The sequence below is a fragment of the Actinokineospora xionganensis genome (assembly GCF_014323725.1).
Taxonomy (GTDB): Bacteria; Actinomycetota; Actinomycetes; order Mycobacteriales; family Pseudonocardiaceae; genus Actinokineospora; species Actinokineospora xionganensis.
Genome location: NZ_JABVED010000002.1, coordinates 357,451 through 383,369, shown reverse-complemented (window position 1 = coordinate 383,369; position 25,919 = coordinate 357,451). Strand labels below are relative to the sequence as shown.

Here is a 25,919-nt window from a genome sequence, read left to right as displayed (position 1 = left end):
TGTGACTCACGCCACATCAGTTGCTTTTGGCGGGAGTTTTATGGGCGGTCGACAGATGTTCGGAGCGTGTTGGTGTAGATCACCCGCTTGGGCTAGCGGGGTGCCCGTCAGGCAGTAGTGCGGCCCACGACATCTCGATATTCTTTGCCTTGCAGGCCGTAGCTTCTGTGTTCGTGCTTTCCACGCTCGCGGAACGACAACGCGGGCGCGCTGCTTTCGTCGGACTGGGCGGGAGCACCGCCCGAGGGCGGCCCGGGGCTGCATGGTGCAGCCCCAAGCTCCTGCGATGGAGGCAGGTTTTATGGCACAGGGCACAGTCAAGTGGTTCAACGCCGAGAAGGGCTTCGGATTCATCGCGCAGGATGATGGCGGCGCCGATGTCTTCGTGCACTACTCGGAGATTCAGTCCAAGGGATTCCGGTCCCTCGAGGAGAACCAGCGCGTCGAGTTCGAGGTCGGCCAGGGCACCAAGGGCCCGCAGGCAACGAACGTCGTCCCGCTGTAATCTCCGCCCGCGAAGTCCTCTTCACCCCACGAGAGCCCCGGTCGCCCACGACCGGGGCTCTCGTGCGTGGTTGGTGTCAGGAGCGCTGCAGCTGCTGCGACTCCCACTCCAGGCGCTGCATGACCCATTCCTGGGCGAGCGCCATCGGGGACGTCTGGCGGTAGGCCGCCAGTTCGCGCAGCTGCTCGTTCGCCATCAGCGACAGGCGCAGTTGGTAGACCTCGGCGCTGCCGAAGCGGCGGCCGGTGGCCGTCGTCTCGTTGTCCGATTCGGGGGAGAGAGCCGCGAGGTAGTTCTCCAGCTCTACGTCGGGCAGGAGTTCCTCATTCTGCTCACGGTGCGGGGGACGGTGACGTCCCGTGTTGGTGCCGACCGCTTTGAGGTCGGTACGGCTGCGTCCGAAAGAGGGAAAAGGCACCGGGAGAGGATAACGAATCGGTTGCGGCGGCGCCTCCTCTGTGAGGGTCGACACACCTCTCGATCTGATGAACACCCGCGAGCAGGCCGCTGACCTGCGGACATGGAGAGGCCCCCGCGCCAGGGGGAGGAACGCGGGGGCCGGAGGGGATCTCCACAGGCGCTGACCGGGGGTATGTCAGCAAGTCGATTGTTGCACGCGCACTCGTCCTGCGGGAGGGGCAAGGTGGGAAAAATCGAGGGAAAATGTTCACCTGATGTTCGCATTGCGCAGCGGTAAATCTCGCGGTAAATAACCCGCACGGGGGAGCGATCAGGCTGTGACCTGGTAACCCGCTTCGGTCACCGCGGACACGACGTCCTCGCGCTCCAGTGCCGTGGTGCTGGTGACGGTCACGGCGCCGCTCGCCAGGTCGACCGCGACGTCGGTGACGCCCTCGATTTCGGTGAGCTCCTCGGTGACCGAGCTGGCGCAGTGGCCGCACGTCATGCCGGTGACGGTGTAGACGGTCTGAACAGACACGGGCGGAATCCTCTCGACGGATGGTGGTTCTTGCAGGCAACAATACCCCTAGGGGGTAAATGTCTACACTGGCGGGGCCTGGTTGCGCCGTTCAGGTGACGGCGAAGTTGGTGATCTACTGGCCAAACTCGGCACAGATCAAGAAAATCGATCACGTTCGGCTACCCGGCGTGTACTCGGTTCACTCTCCGGGGGGCTGTGACCGGAGCGAGATCTCTCATAGCCTCACGCCAAACAATTCGGGGAGGCGATATGAGCGGGTCACTCGAAGTGCGGTCCTTCCTTCTTCAGCAGGACAGCCTCGGCACGTCCGGCCAATTCTCGACAGGAGTGCCTGCGCCGCGGTCCGGCGACTCGGCACGCGTGTCCGACGAGCAGGTGCGACGGGCCAGGCTGGCCGTCGCTCGCGGCTCGACCGACGCCGACGACTGCCGTGAGCTGCTCGAAATGCTCGGACTTGTGGAAGGTGAAGACGGCCTGCCCGCCGTCCGCCGGTAGTCGCCGACCCCGGCCGCGCGCGGACCTCCGGTCGTCGCGCGGCCGCTGTCAATGACACCCCGGTGAATTGCGAGCGGCATTCGGTTCCGAATTTCCACGCCGCTTTTGTCGATCTTGCCCGACTTCGGAAAACACCCCGAGCCCTCGCCATGATCGACTATTCCGGTTGCTCCTCCTGACGCGCTCGACCCTGACGCCTCCCTCGCGGGCGACGGCGAGGGCCCGGATGCGTGCTCCATGAAGGTGATCGTGTCCCCGGGTCGTGCCCGACCCGGGGGCTTGATCGGCCTCCGGGCCGCCTGAAGATCACGTTTTCGCAGCTCAGAGGCACAATGCAATACCCGTTTTGGAGGACCCGGGGGGTGTGCCCTAAGCTATCCATGCTCCCAGCGAATACCAGCAAGCAGAACCGGTAGCCTCTGGAAGCGCAGTCGATCGGTCCGCCCGAGCGGTCGGGCTCCCATCGTCTAGCGGCCTAGGACTCCGCCCTTTCAAGGCGGCAGCGCGGGTTCGAATCCCGTTGGGAGTACGTAGTGGCTAGCGCAGTACAGCAGTAGAAGTGACAGCAGTAGTAGTGCGGCAGTAAAGCAAGGCCCAGTGGCGCAGTTGGTTAGCGCGTCGCCCTGTCACGGCGAAGGTCGCGGGTTCGAGTCCCGTCTGGGTCGCGAGCTTTGGGTGCCCCCTGTCCACGGAAATCGTGGACAGGGGCGCTCGCCGAAGCACTGGGGGGCGACCCCCAGACCCCCACGGTGCGGCGGCCTGCGGAACCAGCTTGGTTCTGTTGGTGGGTCGCACCTTTCGGTATCGGGGGCGCGATCGTGTTAGATCGAGGTGTCAGCTCGCATGTGCGGTTGTAGTACGGTAGTGACTGTTCGTAGTGGTACGGCCAGGTAGCTCAGTTGGTACGAGCGACCGCCTGAAAAGCGGTAGGTCGGCGGTTCGACCCCGCCCCTGGCCACAAGAGTGATCGACAAGAAGGCCGCCCCGTCGCCGGGGCGGCCTTCTTGCGTGTTGCTCCATTAGAGGTGGGGCTCTGCGGAGCCCTTCCGTGACTGTCCGACAGCGCGTCACCCGTTCGGGGCGGCGAACCGGCTGGAAGACGGCTGGAAACGGCCAGTGGATCGCCGTTCGCGCCCGTTTGCCCAGGTGCCCGTGGTAGTGCCGTTGCGTGCAGTAGCGGTGAAACCTAACTTGAATTCATCCTTACGGGTTACCGAAAAACTCACTGTGCGTGTAACGGCTTCGTCGGCCCTAACGAATCAAGGTACGAACGCGAGGATTCGGTCGGAGGACTCGACACCTCCGTTGAGCAGACTTTTCAAGAACATCGCAGGGGCCCGTCGGGGAGGCTCCGCAGTGCCGCACGCCCATTCCGGCTGACCGGGGGAACACAATGCGTGACCAAGTGGGGTTCCCGCGACGAAGATCTTTAAGATCTTCGGAGGCGGGATTACATACACCTCGCGAATCCCGACCGCCCTTGCCCGCAGGCGAACCTTCCTCGCCGCCAGTCTCGACCTGGGAGCACCGCTACCGCCGGTCCGTGATCGTCAGCGACGCGCTGTGCGCGATCCTTGTCGTGGTCGCGATCGGTCCGCTCGTGGGTTCGAGCCAGGGACTGTCCGTCCCGCGCACCCTGATCCTCGGCCTGATCACCGTCGCGGTGGTCTTGTGCTCGGTGGCGATGAACCGGTCGTGGAACCGCTCCGCGCTCGGTCAGGGCGCTGAGGAGTTCGCGCGCCTGGGCCGCGGGCTGTTCTACGCCGACGTGGCGCTCGGTCTCGGCGGTCTCGCATTCAGCGTCGAGACCATGCGGCCCTGGGTCTTCCTTGTGGTGCCCGCCGTCGGGCTCCTGGCGTTCCCCATGCGCTACGCCCTGCGCAAGCTGCTGCACCGCTCCCGGCGCGAAGGCCAGTGCCTGCTGCCGGTCATGGTCGCGGGCAACGCCACCGCTGCGCTCGACCTGATAACCCGCACCAAGCAGTCGGTGCACCTCGGCTGGCGCGTCGAGGCCGCCTGCACCTCCGACGCCCTCGACGTCGACCTCGACGGCGTGCCCGTGGTCGGGCGCATCGAGGACGTCGCCGAGCACGTTCGTCGCGGCGGCTACCGCATCCTCGCCGTGGCCCCCGACCCGTACTGGACCCCGAAGCGACTGCAGCAACTCGCCTGGAAGCTGGAAGGCAGCGGCGCCGATCTGGTCGTCGCCCCGATGCTGATGGAGGTGGCCGGACCCCGGCTGCACGTCAGCGCCGTGCTCGGCATGCCGCTGCTGCACGTCACCGCGCCCGCGTTCACCGGTGTGCGCCGCGTCGTCAAGGACGTGGTCGACCGGGTCGGCGCGCTTGTCCTGCTCACCCTCCTGCTTCCGCTGATGATCGCCGCGGGCGCCGTCGTCGCGCTCGACAGCCGCGGGCCGGTGTTCTACCGCCAGCGCCGCGTGGGCAAGGACGGCCAGGAGTTCACCATCGTCAAGTTCCGCACGATGGTCGTCGGCGCCGACCGCATGGTGCACGACCTCGAGGCGTGCGACGAAGGCGCGGGTCTGCTCTTCAAGATCCGCAAGGATCCGCGGATCACCCGCTCCGGCGCCGTGCTGCGCCGCTTCTCGATCGACGAGATGCCTCAGCTGTTCAACGTGCTGCTCGGCCAGATGTCGCTGGTCGGCCCCCGCCCGCCGCTGCCGGAGGAGTGCGCCCGGTACGAGCCGGACGTGCGCAGGCGGCTGCTGGTCAAACCGGGGCTCACCGGCCTCTGGCAGGTCAGCGGGCGCAGCGACCTGCCGTGGGACGAGTCGGTCCGGCTCGACCTGCGGTACGTGGAGGACTGGTCGCTCGCGCTCGACGCGGTGATCTTGTGGAAGACAATGCGTGCGGTTTTCAGCGGTCAAGGGGCTTACTGATGATGATGTGCCGACTCTGCGGCTCGACGAACCTCGCCGACGTCGTCGACCTTGGCGCCACCCCGCCCTGCGAGCGGTTCCTCACCGCTGAGCAGCTCGAGGAACCGGAGATCACCTACCCGCTGCACCTGCGGGTATGCGCGGAATGCTGGCTCGCCCAGATCCCGCCGCTGATCAGCCCCGAGGACACCTTCACCGAGTACGCCTACTTCTCTTCGTACTCCACGTCCTGGGTCGAGCACGCGCGGACCTTCGTCGCCGAGACGGTCGAGCGGCTCGAGCTGGACTCGTCGTCGTTCGTCGTCGAGGTGGCGAGCAACGACGGCTACCTGCTGCAGCACCTGGTGGCCCGCTCGGTGCCATGCCTCGGGGTCGAGCCGTCGGTCAACGTCGGCACGGCGGCCCGGGAGAAGGGCGTCCCGACCAAGAGCGCCTTCCTCAGCCCGGAGACCGGCGCCGAGGTGCGTGCCGAGCACGGCCCCGCCGATCTTGTCGTGGCGAACAACGTCTACGCGCACATCCCGGACGTCATCGGCTTCACCAAGGGCCTGCGCGCGATGGTCGCCGACGACGGCTGGGTGTCGATCGAGGTGCAGCACCTGCTCACCCTGATGGACCTCAACCAGTACGACACGATCTACCACGAGCACTTCCAGTACTACACGGTCGCGTCCGCGCAGCGCGCCCTCGCCTGCGGCGGGCTCACCGTGGTCGACGTCGAACTGCTGCCCACCCACGGCGGCTCCATCCGACTCTGGGCCCGTCCCGACGAGGTCGCGGGCGAGCCGAGCACGCGGGTGCGGGACGTGCTCTCCCGGGAGAAGGCCGCGGGCCTGCACGAGCTGTCGGGGTACGCGGAGTTCGCCCAGCGGGTGGCGCGGGTGCGCCGGGAGCTGCTGAGCTTCCTCACCGCGGCGGCCGAGCGCGGCGAGACGGTGGTCGGCTACGGCGCGCCCGGCAAGGGCAACACGCTGCTCAACCACTGCGGCATCCGGCCCGACCTGCTCGCGTACACAGTGGACCGCAACCCGTACAAGCACGGCCGCTTCACCCCGGGCACGCGCATCCCGATCAGCGCACCGGAGCGCATCGCCGAGGACAAGCCCGACTACGTGCTTGTCCTGCCGTGGAACCTGCGCGCCGAACTGACCGAGCAACTGTCCTATGTGGCCGAATGGGGCGGGAAGCTGGTCTTCCCCATCCCGAATCTGGAAATCGTCGAGGTGGGGTCATGAAGGTCGTTCTCTTCTGCGGCGGTTACGGGATGCGCATGCGTTCCGGCCCGGACGACGACGTGCCCAAGCCGATGGCCCTGGTCGGCCCGCGACCGCTCATCTGGCACGTCATGCGCTACTACGCCCACTTCGGACACCGCGAGTTCGTGCTGTGCCTGGGTTACGGCGCGCACCACATCAAGAACTTCTTCCTCGACTACCGCGAGACCGAGTCCAACGACTTCGTCATGCGCGACGGGCAGGTCGAGCTGCTCTCCACCGACATCTCGGACTGGTCGATCACGTTCGTGCAGACCGGAATCGAGTCGCCCATCGGCGAGCGGCTGCGGCGGGTGCGCGAGCACGTCGAGGGTGAGGAGATGTTCCTCGCCAACTACGCCGACGTGCTCACCGACGCCCCGCTCGACGTGATGGTCGACCGGTTCGCCGCCTCCGACGCGGGCGCGTCGATGATGGTCGTGCCGCCCGAGTCGACGTTCCACTGCGTCGATCTCGGCGAGGACGGCCGGGTCAGCGGGATCGTGCCGGTCAGTGAGATGCCGCTGTGGTCCAACGGCGGGTATTTCGTGCTGCGGCAGGAGATCTTCGACCACATCCCGGAGAACGGGGACCTGGTCGCCGACGGTTGCGTGGAACTCGCGAAGGAGGGCAAGCTGCTCGCGTATCCGTACCGGGGCTTCTGGAAGCCGACGGACACGGTGAAGGAGCGCTTCGCCCTCAACGACGCGTACGCGCACAACAACCGGCCGTGGATGTTGTGGGACAAGGGCCCGGACCGGGTCCCCGTCGCCATGGAGTCCTGAGTGCTCAGCCTGATCCCGCGCCGCTGCGCCGAACTGCTGGTGATCGGCGCGCACTGCGACGACATCGCGATCGGCTCGGGCGGCGCGCTGCTGGAGCTGTGCCGCGCCAACCCGGGCGTCCGGGTGGTCGCGCTGGTGTTCACCGGCGGCGGCGGACCGCGCGAGGACGAGGAGCGGGCCGCGCTGGCGGCGTTCTGTCCGAAGGCGGAACTCGAGGTGACCGTGCTCGACATCCCGGACGGGCGCCTGCCGGTGCACTGGGAGCGGGCCAAGGAGGCGCTGGAACTCGTGCGCCGCGGCTGCGACCCGGACCTCGTGTTCGCGCCGTCGCCGCACGACGCGCACCAGGACCACCGCGGGGTGGCGGCGCTCGTCCCGACGGCCTTCCGCAACCATGTGGTGCTCGGTTACGAGATTCTCAAGTGGGAGAGCGATCTGGCTCAGCCGCAGGTGTTCTTCCCACTGCCGGAGGACGTCCTGGCGGACAAGGTCGGCCTGCTGCACGAGCACTACGGCTCGCAGCACGGCAAGACCTGGTTCGACGAGGAGACCTTCGCCGGGCTGGCCCGGATCCGCGGCGTGCAGTGCAACAGCCGCTACGCCGAGGCTTTCCACACGACGAAACTGATCATGGCCGCCGGGCCCACCGGCGCCGATAGCTGACAGGGGACTGGCAATGCGCGTTCTACTGACCGGTCACCAGGGGTACCTCGGCACGGTGATGGCGCCCGTGCTCGCCGAGCACGGCCACGACGTCGTCGGGCTCGACTCCGGCCTGTTCGCCGACTGCTACCTGGGCCCGGAACCGGCCGACCCCAAGGGAATCGCGGTCGACCTGCGCGACGTCGAGGTCGAGCACCTCGCGGGCTTCGACGCCGTGGTGCACCTGGCGGCGCTGTCCAACGACCCGCTCGGGTCGCTGGCCCCGCAGATCACCTACGACATCAACCACCACGCGTCGACCCGGTTGGCGCGGCTGGCGAAGGAAGCGGGCGTGCGCCGCTTCCTCTACGCCTCGACGTGCTCGGTCTACGGTGCCAGCGGTGGCGACGGACTGGTCGACGAGGACGCCCCGCTGCGCCCGGTGACGCCGTACGCGGAGTCCAAGGTGCGGGTCGAGGAAGACCTCGTCGCGCTCGCCGACGACAGCTTCAGTCCCACGTTCCTGCGCAACGCCACCGCGTTCGGCTTCTCCCCCCGGCTGCGCGCTGACATCGTGTTGAACAACCTGGTCGGGCACGCGCTGCTGACCGGCGTCGTGAAGGTGCTCTCCGATGGCACGCCGTGGCGGCCGCTGGTCCACGCCGCGGACATCGCCACGGCGTTCGCCGAGGTGCTCGCGGCGCCCACGCACGCGATCCACTCCAAGGCCTTCAACGTCGGCGACGAGCGGAACAACCTGCGGGTGTCCGAGATCGCCGCGGCCGTCGTCGACGCCGTCCCCGGCTCGACGCTGTCGATCACCGGCGAGGCGGGTGCCGACCCGCGGTCCTACCGGGTCGACTTCTCCCGGATCCGCGCGGCGATGCCGGGCTTCGAGTGCGCGTGGACCGTGCCCGCGGGCGCCCGCGAACTCGCCGTCGCCTACACCGAGCACAAGCTGACCGCGGCCGCGTTCGAGCGCCGTTTCACCCGGCTCGCCCGGCTCAGCGACCGGACCGCCGAGGGCACGATCGATGGCGACATGCGCCCGGTCGTGACGGGCTGACGATGGCCAACCCGGTTGTCGCGCTCGACCCCTCGGACGTGCTTCCCGAGGTGTCGTGCAGGCACTGCGGGGGCGGCGCGGGCGAGTCGGTGCTCGATCTGGGCCGCCAGCCCGGGTGCGAGCAGTTCCCCGAGCCCGGCGCGACCGAGCCCGTGCACCCGCTGCGGATGTGGTTCTGCGTCGGCTGCGGGCTCGCGCAGCTGGCCGACGACCCCGGCTGGCCGGAGAACGTGCTCAGCGTGGAACCCCGCGCGATGCGCGACCAGGCGGGCCGGGTCGTCGAACGGCTCGCGGTCGAAGGCAGGCTCCGGCGCGGCGCGTCGGTGACGGAGTTCGGCAGCCCGCATGGTGGCGACTGGCTGCCACTGGTCGTGCGGCACGGTCTCGTCGAGGCGCCCACCGGGCGGGCGGACCTGGTGCTGGACACCTATGGCCTGCTGCACGAGCCGGACCAGGCGCGCGCGCTCGCGGCGCGCGCGGCCAGGCTGGCGCCCGGCGGGGTCATGGTGTTCCAGTTCCACAGCCTGGCCACCGTTCTGCTGCACCGGCAGTGGAGTGAGTTGCGGCACGGGCACTTCGGCTACTGGTCGGTGCCCGCCCTCGACACCGCCCTGCGCGCGCATGGTCTCGGTGTGCACCGCGCCTGGCGCTATCCGATGGCGGGCGGGACGATCGTGGTCCTCGCCCAGGCGAACGCCGACCCGGATGTCGACACCCGCAAGCTGATCTCCAGCGAGGTGAGTGCCGGGGTGCTCAATCCCTCATCCCTGCGCGCGCTGCAGGCCGACGCCGACCGCGACGCCCGCGTCCTGCGGACCTGGCTCGGCGAGCAGCGGCAGGCGGGCAGGCGCGTGGTCGGCTACGGCGCCGCCTCGCGCGCGGTCCCGGTGCTCTGCCACGCGCGGATCACCCGAGACCTGCTGCCCGCCGTGGGCGACGCGTCGCCGGGCAAGCAGGGCCGGATGATGCCCGGAACGGACGTGCCGGTGATCTCGCCCGCCGAACTGGTCGGGTCGAAGCCGGACACCGTGCTGCTGATGCTCCCCGACCTGCTCGACGAGGTCCGCCGCGCGCTGCCGGAGATCGAGGCGGCGGGCGGCACCTGGCTGACGCTCCCGAAGATCCTCGGGAAGTCCGCATGACCGGGCCCGAGCTCTCGGTGCTGATGGTCACCTACAACGCCGCCGAACTCCTCGAGCGCACGCTGCTGGCCCTCACCGGTGCCGCCGCGCCCTCGGTCCCGTTCGAGGTCCTGGTCAGCGACAACGACTCCGCCGACGGCGCGGCCGAGGTCGCCGAGCGGCTGCTCGGACCGGACGCGGTGCGCAGGTTGGGCGCCAACACCGGGTTCGCTCACGGCGTCAACCGCGCGGCCGAGCGGGCCTCGGGCCGCTACGTCCTGCTGCTCAACCCCGACGCCGAGCCGATGCCCGGCGCCATCGACGCGTTGCTGGCGCACCTGAAAGCAAATCCCCGACACGGCATCGTCGGCGGCCGCACCCTGCGGCCCGACGGCGAGTTGGACCCGCGGAGCTGCTTCGGCCGGATGACGCCGTGGAGCGTCACCTGCTCGGCGACGGGCATCTCCTCGCTCGCCCGGGGTTCGAGGTGGTTCGACCCGGAGGCGATCGGGAACTTCGCCCGCGACCGGGTGCGCCATGTCGAGGTGATCAGCGGCGGCTTCATGCTGCTCGCCAAGCACACCTGGGACGAACTCGGCGGTCTCGACGAGGCGTACCGGATCTACGGCGAGGACCAGGACCTGTGTCTGCGTGCCGCCGCGCTCGGCTACCGGCCCTCGATCACGCCCGACGCGCAAGCGGTGCACGCGGTCGGGGCGTCGTCCACGAACCGGCCGGATCGCGACGTGCTCGTCCTCGCGGGCCGTGCTTCGGTGGTGCAGCGGCACTTTGGCTCGTGGCGGCGCTACGGTCTGCTGGCGCTGCGCACCGGGGTGCGCGTCCGGATGATCGCCGAGCGGCTTCTGGGTCGCCCCCCGCGCTGGGCTGCGGTGTGGCGGCGGCGCGGCGAGTGGGAGCGCGGCTGGCCCGGAACGTGGCAGGCCCGGTCGGACGCGGCGGCCCGCGCATGAACGTCCGCTCCTTGATCAAACCGGTGGCGCGGGTCATCACCGCGCCGGTCGGGTCGGTGCGTGGGGTGTGGACCACCGAGTCGCACGCCGTGCTGACCTTCGATGACGGACCGGACCCGGACGGCACCGAGAAAGTCCTCGCGGCGCTCGCCGAGCACGGCGCGACCGCGACGTTCTTCGTCCTCATCGACCGCGCCCGGCGCTTTCGCACGCTGCTCGCGGAAGCGGTCGCCCAAGGCCACGAGATCGCGCTGCACGGCATCGACCACCGCAGGCTGACCACCTTGCCCGCGGCCGAGGTGTACCAGCGGACCGCGCGGGGCAAGGCGGAGCTCGAGGACCTCCTCGGCATGCCGGTTCGGTGGTTCCGGCCACCGTTCGGCGCCCAGTCGATCGGCACCTGGCGGGCGGTGAAGCGGTGTGGGTTGGAACCGGTGGTCTGGGGACCGACGGCGTGGGACTGGCTCGACCTGCCGGTGGACGACCTGGCGAAGCGGGCCATGGAGCGGATGTCCGCGGGCTCGGTCCTGTTGGCGCACGACGGTTTCGCGGGGGACCCGGACCTGGCCGCGGACCAGCCCGCCCCCCGGTTCGACCGTGGCGAGCTGACCACCGCGGTGCTGGACGGCCTCAGCGACCGGGCGCTGCGCGGCGTCTCGCTGGCCGACGCCCTGCGAACCGGCAGTCTTCAGCGGTGGGCCTGGTTCAAGTCCTAGCGCGATCCGTTCGCGATCCGCAGGACGTCGTCGGCGACGCGGTCCCAGCTGTAATGGGCCACGACCTCATCGGACTGCTCGATCGCCCGCTCGGTGAGCCCGTCGTCGGTGAGAACGGCGGCGATCGTGCCCGCCAGCTCGTCCGCGTCGGTGGACTTCACCAGCGCTCCGTTGACCCCTGGGCGGACGATCTCCGGCATCGCGCAGGCATCGCGCGCCACGCACGGCAGGCCGTGGGCGAGCGCCTCGACCAGCGCCATGCCGTAGCCCTCGAAGTGGCTGGGCATCACGAAGACGTCGTGTTCGGTGTAGAGCTGTCGAACCTGCTCGAGTGGGAGCCTGCCAAGGAAGCGCACGCCGTCGGGCACCGGACCCGGCAGGGGCCAGGTGGTCGGGCCCACCACCGTCAGCTCGATCTCCGGGTCGACGTCGCGGCGCAGCGCCCCCAGCGCGGTCACGACGTCCGGACCGGCCTTGGTGTCGAAGTCCTTGCCGACGAACAGGAGCTTGCGGCGGCGCGCGGACACCGCCGGTCGTCGGTTGTCGGCCTCCGGCAGAACGTTGGCCGCCGGTGGCACGACGTGCACCCGGTCCGCGGGCAGTCCCGTGACCCGGACCAGGTGCTCGGCCAGCCACCCGCTCATCGCGAGGACGCCCGCGGCGCCCGCGTAGATCTCGTGCTGGCGGTCGACGAGGCGGCGGATACGCGAAGGCGTCAGGTGGGGGAAGTGCCGCACTCCGGTCTCGTTGTCGAAGTGGTCGAGCAGGAGGTCGAAACTCAGGTCCTGGTAGACGAAGTAGGGCTTGTCCAGCCGGGCGAGATCGCCGATCTGGAGTACCACGTCGGGGCGCAGCCCGCGCTCGGCGGAGCGCAGCCGCAGGCCGGTGACGCTCTGGGTAAGGGCGTGGTGTTTCCAGGCGCTTGCCCACCGGCCCTCGTGCCGGTAGGCGCCGAGCGCCTTCAGCGCGGTCCGGGCAGGCCGCGCCCAGCGCAGCCCCAGGTCGACGACCTCGGTCCGCTTCCGCAGCGCCCCGCGCAGGTTCCAGGGCGTGTAGCTCCAGGTCGGCGCGGGTGGCTCGTCCCAGGCGCAGGCGAAACCGACCCTGATCCCGGCGGACCGCGTATCGTCGCCGGGTGACGCTCGACCTGTCATGTTCTGCCCCTTTTCGCCGATTATTCCGTTAAGCGGCTTACGGTGACAGGCGGGGTGCCGGTGCCGACGGGACTTCGCCGGCGATGCTGGCCGCAGCTTCAACAAGTACCTGTGCGGGTGAGCCATTGGGCGTAACGCCGGCCGCCGAAATCGGTATGCAAGGGGCAGAGGCCGGCTCCGACGGTCGGGAGAAGGGGAGGTCCTCATGGCGCATCGCGACGCGTCCGCGCGCGGCCGGGTCTCCCTGACGGGTTTCCGGACGGCGTCGGCTGCCGCCGACCGTCCACTAGAGCGCGCCGATGATTCGCACGACGTCGTCGGCGGCCCTCGACCACTGGTACCGGGCGATGACTTCCGCCGATTCGCGTTCGGTGTTCGCGTAGATCGCGTCGTCATTGATGACGCTCATTATTTTGGCCGCCAGTTCGATGGGGTCGTCGGACTCGACCAATCCGCCATTCGCGCCCGAACGCACCAATTCGGGCATCGCGCAATCGTGTCGCGCAATACAGGGAATTCCGTGCGCGAGGGCTTCGACGAATGCGATCCCGAAAGCCTCGAAGCGACTGGGCATCACGAACAGGTCGTGCTCGGCGTAGAGGGAGCCCACCTCCTCGAGCGGCAGGCGGCCGAGGAACCGGACACCCGGCGGCACCTCGCCCTGGTATGCGGCGGGACCGGCGATCGTCAGCCGGAAGGCGGGGTCGACCTCGCGGCGCAGCACGGCGAGCGCCTCGACGACCACGTCACCCGCCTTGCCTTGGAAGTCCTTGCCGACGAACAGCAGCCTGCGTCGTGGCCGCGGCCGGTCGGCTCGAACCGGCCCGTCGGGCAGCGCGTTGGCGCCAGGGGGCACCACATGCACGCGGTCGGCGGGCACACCGGTCACCCGCACCAGGTGGTCGGCGGTCCACTGGCTCATCGTGAGCACCGCGGCACAGCGGTCATAGATCAACCGCTGACGGTCGGCGAGCCTTCTGATCCGCGACTCGGACAGCCCGGGCATCCGCGCCCCGCTTCCGGTGCCGTCCACGAGCCGCTCGATCACCATGTCGAAGCTGAGGTCCTGGTAGAGCAGGAACGGCTGGTCGAACCGGGCGAGATCGCCGATCTCCAGGACGACGTCCGCGGCGCTCGTCCGGCTGTGGGACCGCAGCCGCCGCTCACCTGCCGCGACCGTGAGCGGGTGGTGTTTCCACGCGGTGGCCCAGCGCCCGTCGTGCCGGTACGCGCCCAAGGCCTTCAGCGCCGCCCGGGTCGGTCCGGACCAGGTGAGTCCGAGGTCCACGACGGACGCCCGCTCACGCAGCGCCTGTCGGAGATTCCACGGAGTGTGCGACCACGTGCGCATCGGCGGGGAGTCCCAGGCGCAGGCGAACCCGATACGTCTCGTCCCCGCGTCCGGTCTGACATCGGGACGACCGAGGCTGTTTTGTCCCATTTAAGTGCCGTGTCCAATTCGCGTGGTTATTCGGATCTTTCTGGCGCGTGCGGCAGTATCCTGTGGTCAACCTCAAAATGGTGCTGGGAGCCCCGGCCCGCCATTGAGGCTACCATTTTGCGGAAGGTATGAGCATGGATCTCGTCACGGTATTTCGCATCGCGATTCGCCGTTGGTATGTGTTCGTGCCGACGTTGATCCTGTGCTGTGTCACCGGGTTCGTCGCCGCTTCACAGGTCGCGCCGGGCTTCGAGGTCGGCGGTGTCCTGGTGATCAACACCCCGTACGTCACCACCGAGGCGGAGGCCGCCGCCATCGCGAACAACAGCTACTCCGACACGCGGTCCACGGCCTCGGTCCTCGGTGGTGTCGCGGCGTCGGCGGACACGGCCAACGCGGTCGCCGCCCAGGGCGGCACCGGGACCTTCCAGGCCCTCGTGCAGGAGGGTCGCCCGCTGATCCATGTCTCGGTCGTCGCGACGACCCGCGAGGAGGCATTGGTCACCTACCGGTCGCTGGTGGGCGAGTTGGGCAAGCGCCTCGACGGGATCCAGGCGGCCAAGAACGTGCCGCCGCCCGCCCGTGTGACGCTGGACGACGTCGTCAACCCGCAGGAGCCGCTGCAGACCAGCGGATCGAGGCTGAAGGTGCTGTTCGCGGCGATCGGCCTCGGCACCATCCTCGCCTTCGGTATCGCGGTGCTCGCGGACTTCCGCGGCTGGGGCACGGCCCGACTGCGGCGCAAGCGTGCGGCCAAGCTCGCCGCGGTCGAGCAGGAACCCGCGGCCGAGGAGAACGCGCCCGAGCCGGAAAAGCAGGCCATGGCTCCGCAGGTGTCCGCACCGCCGCGGCCGCCCGCCCCCGCGCAGCCCGCCACGGGCGCGCCTCGGGGCCCCGCGCCGGTCAACCCGCCGCGCAACCCGGCGCCCGTCGCCACCCAGCCGCCGAACCCGGGTGCGCGCAACGGCACCGGTCAGCAGGCGAGCGCTCCGGTCGGCCAGGCCCAGAACGGTGCGGCCACCACCGCGAACCTCCCGAACGGCCAGGCAAAGAACGGCGCCGCCCCGAACGGCGCGGGCAGGCAGCCCGTGCGGACGCCCGCCCCGGAGAACGCCCCCGCGAAACCCGCCACCACCGCGGAGGACAAGGCGCAGCCCGCGCGGTCGCCGCAGCGCAGGCCCGTCACCGAGGACGCGCCGCCCGCCGGTGAGGGCACGCCCCGGAGACCCAGCGGGTGGCCGCGGAAAGACCATGACCGAGCGCGGGGCCACGGCCAGGACACGGTGCGGGTGGCGCCGGTGAGCGGTGGTGATCCATCGCGTAAGGCCGGGCCGCAATGAGCCCGACCATCATCTTCGCCCCCATCACGCCGCCCGCTCCGTCGCTGTGGGCCCGGTTGGAGTCCCGCACGTGGGTCCGCGTGGTGTTCATCGTCGCCGGCTTCTGCGCGCCCGCGGTGGCGATCCTCTATCCCGACACGCTGCCGATGGTGCTCGGCATCGCACTGGTGGTCACCGGGCTGCTCTACGCGCCGTGGAATGAGCTGACCGCGTTCAGCGTCCTGCTCGGCGCGACCTTCCTGCTTCCCGCGAACCTGGTGATCGGCCCGCTCGGCCAGGCGGGCAGACCGTGCATGCTCATCGCCGCGATCATGTTCATGTACTGGTCGTTCGACCGGATCGTGCCCGGCGGCGAGTCCGACCGCAGACGCCAGCCGATCCGCGTGCTGGCGATCCTCGTCGTCATGGGCGTGCTCGCCAGCTATGGGCTGGCGCAGATCCGCGGCATGACCACGATCGAGGCCAACGGCGCCGACGCGGGCCTGATGGTCCAGATCAGCGTGTTGGGCCTGCTGCTGTTCAGCGCGGACGTCCCGGGCACCGCGAACGTCGTCCGCCGGATCCTCGCCCGGATCGTCGCGGGCGCCGCGTTCCTGTCGACGGCCGGGATCCTGCAGTACTTCCAGATCATCGATCTCTCCGGGGCGATCCGCCTGCCCGGCCTCAAGGTGCACACGTCCAACTCCGACTTCATCGTCGAGCGCGACGGGCTCTACCGGGTCGCGGGCACGGCCACGCACCCCATCGAATACGGCGTCGTCTTGAGCCTGGTGCTGCCGTTGGCCCTGCATTTCGCGTTGAAGGCGCCGAAAGGCAAGCGGTTCTGGCCGTGGCTCGCCGTCGCGGTGATCGCGGCGGGCATCCCGCTGGCGGTCTCGCGCTCCGCGGTGCTGGCGACCATGGTCGCGCTCGGCGTGTACTTCCTGACGACGAAGCTGCGGGTCCTGCTCAACCTGCTGCCCCTCGCGGTCCTCGGCCTCATCGCCGTGCAGGCCGCCACCCCGGGTGTGCTCGGCGGGATCCTGCAGCTGTTCCGGGCGGTGGACGACGACCCCAGCATCCACGGCCGCACCGCCGACTACGAGATCGTCTTCCGGTACTGGGCCGAGTACCCGTTGTTCGGCCTCGGGCCGGGCACGTTCGTGCCGAAGCTCTACATCGTGCTCGACAACGAGTACCTCTACGAACTGGTCACCCTGGGCGCGACCGGGCTGATCGTGCGGGTCGCGTTGTTCTGGTGCGGCTACGTCTTCGCGCGGCGGGTGAGCCGGTTCGCCGCCGACCCCGCCGACCGCGACCTCGGGCAGGCCCTCGCCGGGGCGATCGCCGCCGCCGCCGTCGCCGCCGCGACCTTCGACGCCTTCGGGTTCACCATCATGCTTGTCGTCACTCATGTCCTCATCGGACTGTCGGGCGCGCTGTGGCGCACGACGGTGCGTGATCCCGCATTGGGGATCAGCCGCTACCGCCATCTTCCGGTCGGGAACCCCACGTGATCTTTCGTCTCGTCGCTGTCGCCCTTCTCGCGCTGACCTCGGCCGCGTGCGGTTCGCCTCCAGCGCCGCCCGCGCCTGCGGCCCCGGGTGTGCCGCCGGGGATCGAGCTGACGCCGACGGGAACGATGACGGTCGCCGCTCCCGCAGCGGTGCTGGATCGGATGCGCGTCACCGGCGCGATCACCGTCGCCGCGCCCGACGTGGTCATCCGGCGCAGCGTGTTCGAGGGCGACGGGTCCGAGCCGTGGGCGATCCGCACCGAGGGCGAGGGCTCGGTGACGATCGAACAGGTCACCATCCGCGGCGGATACACCGACGCGGGGATCGCCGGGAACAACTGGACCGCCCGCGGGGTGGAGATCGTCGGCGCGAGCAGCGACGGCGCCAAGCTCGGCGACCACGTGCGGGTCACCGGGAGCTGGTTCCACGACTTCCAGCCGATCGAGGGCGGCCACATCGACGGCCTGCAGGCCGACGAGGCGTACGGCGACATCGTCATCGAGGACAACCGGATCGAAGTCGGCACCGGTGAGGGCAGCAACGCCGCGATCATGCTGTCCCCGGACGTGACGCCGGAGCGACGGCAGGTGGGGCCGGTGATCGTCCGACGCAACGTCCTCGGCGGTGGCGGATACACCGTCTACAACGTCGAGGGGAACACCGGAAAGGCACTTGCCGACGTCACCATCGCCGACAACGAGTTCCAGCCCGGGGCCCAGTACGGCCCGGTCTACCCCCGCGGTGTGCGGCCGAAGATCTATGAGCGCAACAGGTTCACCGACGGCACCCCGGTCCACTGGCCGTAGTGACGGCGCGGACGTAACCGGACCTGTTCGGCGGGCGATATCCAGTACAGGCGACACGGACGAACAACGAGGAGCGGGCACCGATGGCGGACGCGAACGGCAACCTGGCGGGGTCGGGCGGCAAGCCCGTGCTCAGCCTCGCCATGCCTGTGTACAACGGCGAGAAGTTCATCGTCGCCGCCCTCGACAGCATCCTCGCCCAGGACTTCACCGACTGGGACCTCCTTGTCTGCGACAACGCCTCGACGGACGCGACCCCGGCGATCGTCGCGGAGTACGTCGCCCGCGACCCACGCGTGCGGTACGTCCGGCACGAGAAGAACCTTGGCGCGGCGGGGAACCACAACTACGGCTTCCACCACACCACCGGCGAGCTGTTCGCCTGGGTGCACTCGGACAATGTGTACGAGCCCGGCTACTTCAAGGAGTGCGTGGCCGAACTCGCCAACCACCCGGAAGCGTCGTGCGTGCACACCACGGTGGTCGATATCGACGAGAACGGCGAGCGGATCCGTCGCTGGGAGGACGAACCGCGCACCGGGCACCCGGATGTGGCGGTCCGCTTCCGCGACCTGACCGAACTCGACCACATGTGCTGGGCCTGGTTCGGCGTGGCGCGGCGGGAGACGCTCAAGCAGACCTCACTGCACGCCAGCTTCGACTCCGCCGACCGCCTGGAGATCGTCGAACTCGCTCTGCGCGGCCCGATCAGGGTCGTCGAGAAGGATCTGTTCCTGCACCGGGAGCACCCCGGCCGCATCATGCGCCAGGCCGCGACCGCGCGGGCTCGTTACCTGGTGCTCGACCCGGAGTGGAACGGCCGTATTCCCTTCCCAGTCCTCAACATCGGCCGCCAGTACATAGCAGCGGTGATGCGCGCACCGATCAGCCGCCGAGACAAACTCCGCTGTCTCGCACAGATGCGCGGTTGGCTGAAGACCAACTGGCTGCGTGTCATCCGCACAGTCGCACGTGGACTGTTCGAATACACCAAGCTCGCGCTCCGCTCAGTCACCCGCCGCTAGACCGTCCGCCCGGAGACCCCTGCCCGATCCCGAGGCAGGGCGCGAGCGGGGCGGGGGGCAGTGCAGGCTGTTGTTCACTCGTCCGGGGGTCGGGCTGTGGGTGGCATGCCGGTGGTGGCTCGTCCAGGACCCGAGGGCTAGTGGCTCGTCCTGGACGGGCCACTAGGCCGCGTCCGGGACCGTGATCCCGCTGCGCCCCTTGAGGATCATCTTCGCCGCGCGCACCGCCATCTGGATCAGGTCACGCCTGCGCACGGCCAACGCCCCCAGGAACGCGGCGGGAACCACAACCACCACGGCAGGCAAGACCAGCCAGTACGCGCTGTCGGCGAGCACCCAGCGCACGGCCAGGCCGGCAACCGTGGCGATCGCGCCCGCCAAGGTGAACGGCAGGATGGCCCACACCCACTCCCGCAGCCGCAGCCCCACCAGGTTGCCCGCGGCGCGAAGCTGGAAGGGCGCCAGCAGGAACGTCGCGGCGCAGTACGCCACCGCGACCCCGGTGATGCCCCACGGAAGCCCGGCGACGAAGGCGATCGAGCAGACCACGAGCGGGATGATCGACCAGCGCAGCGTCAGGTCGACCCGGGCGGCCGCGAGGTAGAGCGCGCCGCTGGCGGTGACCAGCACCTGGATGATCGAGGTGACCGCGAGGACCTGCATCGCGGGCACGGCGGGCAGCCACACCTCGCCGAACACCAAGGCCACGATCTCCCGTGAGGCGAGCGCCACGGTGATCATCACCGGGAACACCGCCATGGCCATGACCTGGCTGGACCGCAGGAAGAGTCTGCGTGCGTCCGCCGGGCGGTCCTGCAGCCGGGAGAACACCGGGAAGCTGATGCGGTTCGCCGCGCTGCCGAGCAGCTGCACCGGAACCGTCATGACCCGGTAGGCGATTGTGTAGAACGCCAGCGGGACCGCGCCGAGCACACTGGCGATGAGCACGCTGTCGAGGTTGCGGGTGAGGTAGCCCAGGCCCTGGCCGGTGATCACCTTGCCGCCGAAGCTCGCCGTCTCCCGGATCGCCGCCCGGTCGGTCCGCCACGGCAGCCAACCGCTGGCGACGAGCATGCAGACGGCGACGAGGACGTCGGTGGAGATCTGCTGGACCACCAGCGCCCAGTAGCCCATCCCGCTGACGGCGGCGGTGATGCCCGCGGCGCCACCCGCGATGGTCGCGAGGATCTCGGTGACCGCCAGCGCCCGGAACCGCAGGTACCGGTTGATGTACCCGGCGGGCACGACGGCCAGCGCCTTGAGGATCGGGCACACCGACAGCCACATCAACACCGGCGCCAGCTGCGGGGAGTCCATCAAAGTGGCGATGGGCCCGGCCAGCAGCACGGTGAGTGCCGCGATGACGAGGGCCACGCCCATGGACAGGGTCTGGGCCGCGCCCACGTCCGCGTCGCGCAGCCGGTCGCGCTGCACGACCAGGCTCGCGAAGCCGGTTTCGAGCAGCATGGCGTTGAGCGCGACGTAGATCGTCGCCTCCGCGGCGATGCCGAAGTCCGCGGGGCCGATCCACCTGGCCAGCAGGATGGCGAAGCCGAGCCGCCCGATCTGACGCACGAGCAGGGCGACCGTGCTCCACATGACACCGCCCGCCGCGGCGGCTGTGGTGTCCGCGGTGCTGTGGCCGGAGATCCGGTGGTGGTCGTCCGGGGCTTCGTCGGCGCGCCCGGTGGGCGGCGCCTGGTCCGCGGGCGTGGTCAAAGCAGGCCCGTCATGGGTCGGACGCCGCTCGGCCCCGGGGATTCACTCATATGCAGTGAAACGATTCCCGGGGCCTGAGCGTTACAGAAAGTGGCCGAATTCCTAGCGGGTGATCGGCCTGCCGTCGGCCCACGTGTTGCCGCTGAACTCCGCGAACGTGGCGTTCGAGTTGACCGGACCACCCTGGTACGACCCGGCGAAGACGTTGCCGATCGCCCTGGTCTGGTTCGTGCCGCCGTTGACGTAGAGGCCGAACGAGCTCACGTCGGTCCCGTTGGACATCCCGACGATGCGGTTGCGCAGCACCTGCGCGCCGACGATCGGCGGGTTGCCGCCTTCCTGGTTGAAGAAGATCGGGGCGTTGGAGCCGCCTTCGATGTAGCTGTCCTGGATGATCGAGCCGGACCAGCCGGTCGACTGCACCCCGTCACCGTGGGCGCCGGGCGCCATGTCCAAGCTGGACACTCGGCTGCAGGAGATCAAACCGTTGCCGTCCAACCGGAAACCATCCAGGGTGTGATGAACCCACACCCGCGTCGCCTTGTTGGAACCCGCGCCACCGGAGTTCGAGGGGAGCAGCACGCCGACGTCGACACCGGTCTTCGTCGTGCCGTTGTCGCCACCGCCGATCTCGATGTTCTCGAGGCGCGTCCCCGTCACTCCGGACTGGATGTAGATGCCATAGCTGGGCCCGCCGTTGCCCCGGACCCGGACGTTGCGCACCGTAACGTTGCTCGCGGTGATGTCGATGTAGCGGGAGACGTCCACGTTCTCGACCACAGCACCGGCTTGGGTGATCGACATCGTGTCGCGCTTGGGCATGGCGGCGGCGTTCACCGCCAGGCCGGTCGGGCTCATCGCGCCCGCGCAGCCCGCGACCGGGGCCGCCGCGGGTGCGGAAGTGGTGGTGCCGCTGCCGCTGGTCGTCGGGACCACCGACGAGGTCGCGCTGCGGTTCGCGCTGGTGGGCGCGGAGGTCGTGGTGGTGGTGGTGCTGGAGCTGGGCGCGGAGGTGGTGACCGGAGCGGTGGTGCCGAATCGCGGGTGGGCCTTGTGCTGCTTCGTGTGCTTGACCGAGCCGGGCGAGACCACGGCGGCCTCGGCGGCGGTGCAGGCGGTGACGGTCAGCGCGGCCAGGCCGAGCGCTACCGCGACGCCGGCCACCCGCTTCTTTTTGGAGTGATCGGCAAATGCAAAACGTAAAGCGTTGCGCACAACGAAGGTTCCTTCCGGATTGATCGTCGACCGAATCGTTTCATAACGATTCGGCGGCGAGCATAACGGTTGGATAACTGGTGTTCAACCAAAGATCGGCACCGAACTTTTAGAAAATGATTAACGAATTGTGTCGGTGTGCCGCGAGATCACGCGGTCTCGGGTCTTCCTTGGAGCGACCGCATGCGGGTCACGATCTTGTGTCCGATGTTCCCTCGGGTGCCATCCGGGGGGCCGAAGGTGATTTATGAGTACGCCAACAGGCTGGTGAGCAGGGGGCACGCTGTCAAGGTCCTGCATCACCGGGCCATCGCGCCCCGCCGTGAGCCGATCAGCCGATTGCGCGGCCGGTTGAGCCAAGTGCGGCAGAACCTGCGCTCCGGCGGTTTGTCCACAGCCGTTCGGTGGATGCCGATCGACGACCGTGTGGTGATGACGACGGTCGACGAATTCCAGCCAAAATCATTGCCATCGGCCGACGTCACGATCGCGACTTACTGGACTACCGCGCAGGTGCTGCCCGACCTGCGCCCCGATCATGGCGCGCCGGTGCACCTGATCCAGTCCTATGAGACCTGGGCGGGCCCCGAGGACACGGTCCACGACGTCCTGCGCCTGCCCGTGCCCAAGATCGCCGTGTCGCGCCACTTGGTCGACGTGCTCACTGACCTGGGGGTATCCCAGGACTCGATCACACACGTGCCCAACGGTCTGGATCTCGACCTGTTCCGGGTGCGCACCGATCCGGCGGGGCGCGCCCCCGTCATCGCGCTGCTCGCCCACCCCTCCCCGGTCAAGGGCCTGGACACCGCGGTCGACGTCCTCAACCGGGTGCGGTCGGCCTTCCCGACCGTCGCCGCGGTTGCCTTCGGCACGCAGGCGCGGGCCGCGGAACTGCCCGACTGGGTCGACTATGTGAGGTCGCCCACACCAGAGGTGTTGGTCGACGACATCTACAACCGCGGCTCCGTTTTCCTCTGCACCTCCCGGCACGAGGGCTGGGGGTTCCCGGCCACCGAGGCGATGGCGTGCGGGTCGGTTCTCGTGAGTACCCGTAACGGCGGGGTGGACGACTTCGCCCGCGACGGCGAGAGCGCCCTGCTGGCCGACGTGGACGACCCGGCCGCCCTGGCCGACGCCGTGCTCCGCGTCCTGCGGGACGACGCGCTCCGGGCGCGGCTGCGGGAGGGCGGGCTGGCGGCGGTGGCCGCGCTGGACTGGTCGGAGTCCACCGACCGGCTGGAGAACGCGCTGCTCACCGCGGCAGGCCTTGGGACGTCGCCGTGTTGAGCGGCCTGCGGAGGATCGCGCGGGGAGCGCTGTTCGCCACCGCGCGCGACTGGACCGACCGGCTCGCGTCGTCGAGTCCGGCGCTGGTCCTCGCGCCACACCCCGACGACGAGACCATCGGCTGCGGCGCGACCATCCTGCGCAAGATCGCGGCGGGCGCGTCGGTGACCGTGGTCGTGGTGACGGACGGTCGCCACTCACACCGCAGTTCCTACTGCTCTCCCGAGGACCTCGCCGCCCTGCGTCGGGTCGAGATGGCCGACGCGGCGAAGCGGCTCGGCGGACCCGAGGTGCTCTGGCTCGACCTGCCCGACGGGCAGGCGGGCACCGACGTCGACGCGCTCGCCGAGCGGGTCGGCGCCCTCGTTCGCGAACGCGGCGTCGAGGACTTGTTCAGCACGTGCGCGTGGGAGGCCCATCCCGACCACGCCGCCGTCGGACGCGCCGCCCGGCTGGTGGCCGACCGAACCGGGGCACGGCTCTTCGAGTACCCGGTCTGGCTGTGGGGCTCCTGGCCGCTGGCCAAGGGCGGCCGCTGGTCGTCCTTCAGCCAGTTCGCCCGCGTTGCCCTGACCGGCGGCGCGGTCACCGTCCGCACCGCGGAGGTCCGCGACCGCAAGCTGCACGCTCTGGCCGCCCACCGCACCCAACTCGGTCACCGGCCGGACGGTGTCCCCGCCGACGAGCCGTGGGTGTCGCTGCCCCCCGCGGTGCTCGACGACGCCGGACGTGGCGTGGAGCTGTTCCTGCGCTACCGCGGACAGGCGGACCGGTGACGATCGCCTGCGTGGTGATTCCCGCGCACAACGAGGAACAGGTCATCGGCCGCTGCCTGGCGGCCCTGCTGACCGGCGCCGAGCCGGGCGAGTTGGACGTGATCGTCGTGGCCAACGCCTGCGCCGACCGCACCGCGGAGGTCGCCCGCGCGGCGGGGGCCCGGGTGATCGAGACGCCAATCCCCGGCAAGGGCAACGCGCTCGCCTTGGGCGACGAAGCGTGTCTGGCCTTTCCCAGGGTGTACCTCGACGCTGACGTGGATCTCTCCGTCGAGTCCGTGCGCCTGCTGGTCGCCACGCTCGCCGACGGGACCGTGGCCGCGTGCGCGCCCGTCCCCGAGTTCGACCGCACCGCAGTGTCCACAGTGGCCGCCCGGTTCCAGCGCGTGCACGAGTTGCTGATGGCGCCGCGCCGTGGACTCGCCGGGGTCGGTGTCTACGCCCTCGGCCCGGCCGGGCACGACCGCGTCTTCCCGCTGCCGGACGTGCTCGCCGACGACGGCTGGGTGCACCGGAGCTTCGCCGAGCACGAACGCCGGTCCGTCGCGGGCGCCCGGTGTGTGGTGCGACCGGCGCGAACCGTCGCGGCCGTGGTGCGCAGGCGAGCCCGGGTCCGGCTGGCGAACCGCCAACTCGAAGGTGTCGGGGCCGCGCCCGCCGACGGCTCGATCTCGCCCCGGGAACTGGTCGGGCTGGTTTGGTCCGGCCGGGTGAGCATGGTCGACGCCGGATGTTTCGCGTTCGTCCTGCTCTGCGACCGGGTACTGGCCAAGTGGCGCGGGCTGCGCGGGGGAAACGACATGGCCTGGTCGACCGACCTCACTAGTCGAGGGCAGTAATGAACGGGAATGACACCGTCAGGAGCGTCGAGTTGACCGGAAGACCCCATGTGTTGATCATCGTGCAGAACCTGCCGGTGCCGCTGGACCGACGGGTCTGGCTTGAGTGCCAGGCGCTCACCGCCGCCGGGTACGAGGTCTCGGTGATCTGCCCGAAGGGCCCAGGCGACCCGGCGCGCGCGGAGCTCGACGGCGTGCACCTCTACAAGTACAAGCCGCCGCCGCAGGCCGAGGGGCTGCTGAGCTACGCCTGGGAGTTCCTGTACTGCTGGCTGCGCACCGCCTGGCTCAGCCTCACCGTCTCGCGCAGGCGCCGCTTCGACGTGATCCAGGCGTGCAACCCGCCGGACACGTATTGGCTGCTCGCGCTGCTGTGGAAGGCGCGCGGGGTCAGGTTCGTCTTCGACCACCACGACCTCAACCCCGAGGTGTTCCTCTCCCGGTTCGGCGCGCCCACCGGCCTCGGCTCGAAGATTCAGCTCGCGATCCTGAAGTGGCTGGAGCGCCGGACGTTCCGCACGGCCGACCGCGTCATCTCGACCAACACCTCCTACCAGCGCATCGCCTGGGAGCGCGGCGGCGTCGACCCGGAGCGCACCGCCGTCGTCCGGTCCGGCCCGGACACCGCGGTCATGCGGCCGGTCGACGCGGTCGACAGTCTGCGCCGCGGCGGCAAGCACCTGGTGGCGTACCTGGGGATCATGGGCCCGCAGGACGGGGTGGACGGTGTGCTCGACATGGCCGAACACGTGGTCAGGACGCGCGGCCGCGAGGACGTCCGGTTCGCCCTGCTGGGCTTCGGGGACTGCCTCGACGACCTCCGCAAGCGGTGCACGGACCTGGGCCTGGACGACTACGTCGAATTCCCCGGCCGGGTCGGTCCCGAACAGATCACCCGATACCTGTCGACCGCGTCGGTCGGCCTCTCGCCGGATCCGCTCAGTCCGCTCAACGACATCTCGACAATGAACAAAACCATGGAATACATGGCGTTCGCGTTACCGGTCGTCGCCTATCGGCTGACCGAAACCGTAATTTCCGCCGGCGACTGTGCCGTTTATGTCGAGCCGGGTGACACCATCGGTTTCGCGGACGCGGTGGTCGCACTGCTCGACGACGAGGAGCGCCGGTCGGAACTCGGCGCGGCGGGCAGGCGGCGGGCCGAGACCGAACTCGACTGGCGAGCCCAGGCACGGACCTACGTCGGGGTCTACGACGGCTTGCTGGTAAACCGGTCCGCGGGTCCGTTCCCGGACGCGTGGCCCGAGACCGAACAGCGGGCGAAGGGTGACACCGGACTGCTCGACCGCTGGGGCAACACGATGGTCGACCTGCGCGACGACGAAGCGCTGCGCGACTTCGCGGGCACCCGGAGGGTTTCCCGCGAACCGGCGGGCGATTTGTCCGCCGGATAGGCAA

General features: G+C 69.6%; 24 protein-coding genes and 3 tRNA genes. 21 read left to right on the top strand and 6 right to left on the bottom strand.

What is annotated here, in order from left to right:
* Positions 1–301 precede the first annotated feature (301 nt).
* On the top strand, positions 302–505 hold the full coding sequence (locus GPZ80_RS05435) for a cold-shock protein (RefSeq protein WP_054052713.1): 204 nt from the start codon (positions 302–304) through the stop codon (positions 503–505).
* A gap of 76 nt (positions 506–581) precedes the next feature.
* Here GPZ80_RS05435 and GPZ80_RS05430 read toward each other — a convergent pair whose 3' ends face one another.
* Complete coding sequence (locus GPZ80_RS05430) at positions 582–923, bottom strand: hypothetical protein (protein WP_187218659.1); 342 nt, start codon at positions 921–923, stop codon at positions 582–584.
* 312 nt (positions 924–1,235) lie between these two features.
* Positions 1,236–1,445, bottom strand: a complete 210-nt coding sequence (locus tag GPZ80_RS05425; protein ID WP_312880128.1) for a heavy-metal-associated domain-containing protein — start codon at positions 1,443–1,445, stop codon at positions 1,236–1,238.
* A 252-nt stretch (positions 1,446–1,697) separates the two neighbouring features.
* On the opposite strand from GPZ80_RS05425, the gene GPZ80_RS05420 reads away from it, so the two are divergent.
* The 12 genes from GPZ80_RS05420 to GPZ80_RS05365 all read left to right on the top strand — a co-directional run bounded on the left by GPZ80_RS05420 (position 1,698) and on the right by GPZ80_RS05365 (position 11,399).
* Complete coding sequence (locus tag GPZ80_RS05420; RefSeq protein WP_187218657.1) at positions 1,698–1,943, top strand: hypothetical protein; 246 nt, start codon at positions 1,698–1,700, stop codon at positions 1,941–1,943.
* Between the two features lie 456 nt (positions 1,944–2,399).
* Positions 2,400–2,472, top strand: a tRNA-Glu gene (locus GPZ80_RS05415).
* Positions 2,473–2,534: 62 nt separating this feature from the next.
* Positions 2,535–2,608: transfer RNA gene (locus GPZ80_RS05410), tRNA-Asp, on the top strand.
* Positions 2,609–2,827: 219 nt separating this feature from the next.
* Positions 2,828–2,901: transfer RNA gene (locus GPZ80_RS05405), tRNA-Phe, on the top strand.
* Between the two features lie 435 nt (positions 2,902–3,336).
* Positions 3,337–4,845 carry a sugar transferase gene (locus tag GPZ80_RS05400; protein WP_187218655.1) on the top strand — a complete coding sequence of 503 codons (1,509 nt, stop codon included), beginning with the start codon at positions 3,337–3,339 and terminating at the stop codon, positions 4,843–4,845.
* Positions 4,845–6,080 (top strand): class I SAM-dependent methyltransferase, encoded by a 1,236-nt coding sequence (locus tag GPZ80_RS05395; RefSeq protein WP_187218653.1) that lies wholly within the window; start codon positions 4,845–4,847, stop codon positions 6,078–6,080. Before GPZ80_RS05400 ends, GPZ80_RS05395 begins: the two co-directional genes overlap by 1 nt.
* On the top strand, positions 6,077–6,883 hold the full coding sequence (locus GPZ80_RS05390; RefSeq protein WP_187218651.1) for a sugar phosphate nucleotidyltransferase: 807 nt from the start codon (positions 6,077–6,079) through the stop codon (positions 6,881–6,883). The genes GPZ80_RS05395 and GPZ80_RS05390 overlap by 4 nt, the downstream gene beginning before the upstream one ends.
* Positions 6,884–7,546 carry a PIG-L deacetylase family protein gene (locus tag GPZ80_RS05385; protein ID WP_187218649.1) on the top strand — a complete coding sequence of 221 codons (663 nt, stop codon included), beginning with the start codon at positions 6,884–6,886 and terminating at the stop codon, positions 7,544–7,546.
* Positions 7,547–7,559: 13 nt separating this feature from the next.
* A complete protein-coding gene (locus GPZ80_RS05380) occupies positions 7,560–8,591 on the top strand; it encodes an NAD-dependent epimerase/dehydratase family protein (protein ID WP_187218647.1) in 1,032 nt (343 codons plus the stop codon).
* A gap of 2 nt (positions 8,592–8,593) precedes the next feature.
* Positions 8,594–9,733 carry a class I SAM-dependent methyltransferase gene (locus tag GPZ80_RS05375; protein ID WP_187218645.1) on the top strand — a complete coding sequence of 380 codons (1,140 nt, stop codon included), beginning with the start codon at positions 8,594–8,596 and terminating at the stop codon, positions 9,731–9,733.
* Positions 9,730–10,683 carry a glycosyltransferase family 2 protein gene (locus GPZ80_RS05370; RefSeq protein ID WP_187218644.1) on the top strand — a complete coding sequence of 318 codons (954 nt, stop codon included), beginning with the start codon at positions 9,730–9,732 and terminating at the stop codon, positions 10,681–10,683. The genes GPZ80_RS05375 and GPZ80_RS05370 overlap by 4 nt, the downstream gene beginning before the upstream one ends.
* An 11-nt stretch (positions 10,684–10,694) precedes the next feature.
* The gene (locus GPZ80_RS05365; RefSeq protein WP_246476775.1) at positions 10,695–11,399 is read left to right on the top strand and encodes a polysaccharide deacetylase family protein; all 705 of its coding nucleotides are present in this window, start codon (positions 10,695–10,697) and stop codon (positions 11,397–11,399) included.
* Here the strand turns inward: GPZ80_RS05365 and GPZ80_RS05360 are convergent.
* Positions 11,396–12,553 (bottom strand): glycosyltransferase family 4 protein, encoded by a 1,158-nt coding sequence (locus GPZ80_RS05360; protein WP_187218640.1) that lies wholly within the window; start codon positions 12,551–12,553, stop codon positions 11,396–11,398. The genes GPZ80_RS05365 and GPZ80_RS05360 overlap by 4 nt on opposite strands.
* A gap of 286 nt (positions 12,554–12,839) precedes the next feature.
* Positions 12,840–13,904, bottom strand: coding sequence for a glycosyltransferase family 4 protein (locus GPZ80_RS05355; RefSeq protein WP_246476774.1), 1,065 nt, complete (start codon positions 13,902–13,904; stop codon positions 12,840–12,842).
* A gap of 275 nt (positions 13,905–14,179) precedes the next feature.
* Between GPZ80_RS05355 and GPZ80_RS05350 the strand changes: the two genes are divergently transcribed.
* The 4 genes from GPZ80_RS05350 (at position 14,180) to GPZ80_RS05335 (ending at position 18,661) form a co-directional block, all read left to right on the top strand.
* Positions 14,180–15,334 carry a hypothetical protein gene (locus GPZ80_RS05350; RefSeq protein ID WP_187218637.1) on the top strand — a complete coding sequence of 385 codons (1,155 nt, stop codon included), beginning with the start codon at positions 14,180–14,182 and terminating at the stop codon, positions 15,332–15,334.
* Complete coding sequence (locus GPZ80_RS05345) at positions 15,331–16,830, top strand: O-antigen ligase family protein (RefSeq protein ID WP_187218635.1); 1,500 nt, start codon at positions 15,331–15,333, stop codon at positions 16,828–16,830. Before GPZ80_RS05350 ends, GPZ80_RS05345 begins: the two co-directional genes overlap by 4 nt.
* Positions 16,827–17,636, top strand: coding sequence for a right-handed parallel beta-helix repeat-containing protein (locus tag GPZ80_RS05340; RefSeq protein WP_187218633.1), 810 nt, complete (start codon positions 16,827–16,829; stop codon positions 17,634–17,636). Before GPZ80_RS05345 ends, GPZ80_RS05340 begins: the two co-directional genes overlap by 4 nt.
* An 83-nt stretch (positions 17,637–17,719) precedes the next feature.
* The gene (locus GPZ80_RS05335; RefSeq protein ID WP_187218631.1) at positions 17,720–18,661 is read left to right on the top strand and encodes a glycosyltransferase family 2 protein; all 942 of its coding nucleotides are present in this window, start codon (positions 17,720–17,722) and stop codon (positions 18,659–18,661) included.
* 162 nt (positions 18,662–18,823) lie between these two features.
* On the opposite strand, the gene GPZ80_RS05330 is transcribed toward GPZ80_RS05335, so the two are convergent.
* Both GPZ80_RS05330 and GPZ80_RS05325 read right to left on the bottom strand, forming a co-directional pair.
* Entirely contained in the window at positions 18,824–20,380 is a 1,557-nt protein-coding gene (locus GPZ80_RS05330) for a lipopolysaccharide biosynthesis protein (protein ID WP_187218630.1), read from the bottom strand.
* 102 nt (positions 20,381–20,482) lie between these two features.
* Entirely contained in the window at positions 20,483–21,544 is a 1,062-nt protein-coding gene (locus GPZ80_RS05325) for a right-handed parallel beta-helix repeat-containing protein (RefSeq protein WP_187218628.1), read from the bottom strand.
* A 318-nt stretch (positions 21,545–21,862) separates the two neighbouring features.
* Between GPZ80_RS05325 and GPZ80_RS05320 the strand changes: the two genes are divergently transcribed.
* From GPZ80_RS05320 to GPZ80_RS05305, 4 genes are read left to right on the top strand one after another with little or no spacing between them, the layout of a single operon-like run.
* Positions 21,863–22,885 (top strand): glycosyltransferase family 4 protein, encoded by a 1,023-nt coding sequence (locus tag GPZ80_RS05320; RefSeq protein WP_187218626.1) that lies wholly within the window; start codon positions 21,863–21,865, stop codon positions 22,883–22,885.
* On the top strand, positions 22,879–23,661 hold the full coding sequence (locus GPZ80_RS32460) for a PIG-L deacetylase family protein (protein ID WP_187218624.1): 783 nt from the start codon (positions 22,879–22,881) through the stop codon (positions 23,659–23,661). The genes GPZ80_RS05320 and GPZ80_RS32460 overlap by 7 nt, the downstream gene beginning before the upstream one ends.
* Positions 23,658–24,500, top strand: coding sequence for a glycosyltransferase (locus GPZ80_RS05310; RefSeq protein ID WP_312880125.1), 843 nt, complete (start codon positions 23,658–23,660; stop codon positions 24,498–24,500). Before GPZ80_RS32460 ends, GPZ80_RS05310 begins: the two co-directional genes overlap by 4 nt.
* 32 nt (positions 24,501–24,532) lie before the next feature.
* Positions 24,533–25,915 carry a glycosyltransferase family 4 protein gene (locus tag GPZ80_RS05305; protein WP_246476772.1) on the top strand — a complete coding sequence of 461 codons (1,383 nt, stop codon included), beginning with the start codon at positions 24,533–24,535 and terminating at the stop codon, positions 25,913–25,915.
* Positions 25,916–25,919 lie beyond the last annotated feature (4 nt).